At 68.4% G+C, this 405-nt stretch carries 1 protein-coding gene; it reads right to left on the reverse strand.

Features of this window, described 5'->3' with window-relative positions; genetic code table 11:
- The coding region (locus SM191_RS19630; protein WP_341507669.1) for an IS3 family transposase at positions 1-405 on the reverse strand (405 nt) is incomplete at both ends.

A 405-nucleotide genomic window follows, 5' to 3' on the forward strand; every position in this document is an offset into this window, starting at 1 on the left:
CCACCGCCCGAAGGCATTCGCGCGTGACGTCATCGACGATGTTGAGCACGCGGAACCGACGGCCGGTCACGAGCTGGTCGTGGACGAAGTCCAGACTCCAGCGCTGGTTGGGAAGCGCCAGCACTGACGCGGGCGCACGGCTGCCTGTGGCGCGCCTTCGTCCCTTCCGGCGCCTGACCGTCAAACCCTCCTCACGATAGAGCCGCTGGGTCTTCTTGCGGTTGATCGTGATGCCGTCCCGGCGCAGCAGGATGTGCAGACGCCGATAGCCGAACCGTCGGCGTTGCTGCGCCAGCTCGCGCAGCCGCGACCGCAGGTCGCCATCATCCGCCCGGCACGAGCGATACCGCATGCTCGTGCGGTCTGCCCCAACGACCGTGCATGCCCGCCGCTCGCTCATCCCCA

The sequence above is a fragment of the Sphingomonas sp. 2378 genome, from assembly GCF_038084995.1.
Lineage (GTDB): Bacteria > Pseudomonadota > Alphaproteobacteria > Sphingomonadales > Sphingomonadaceae > Sphingomonas.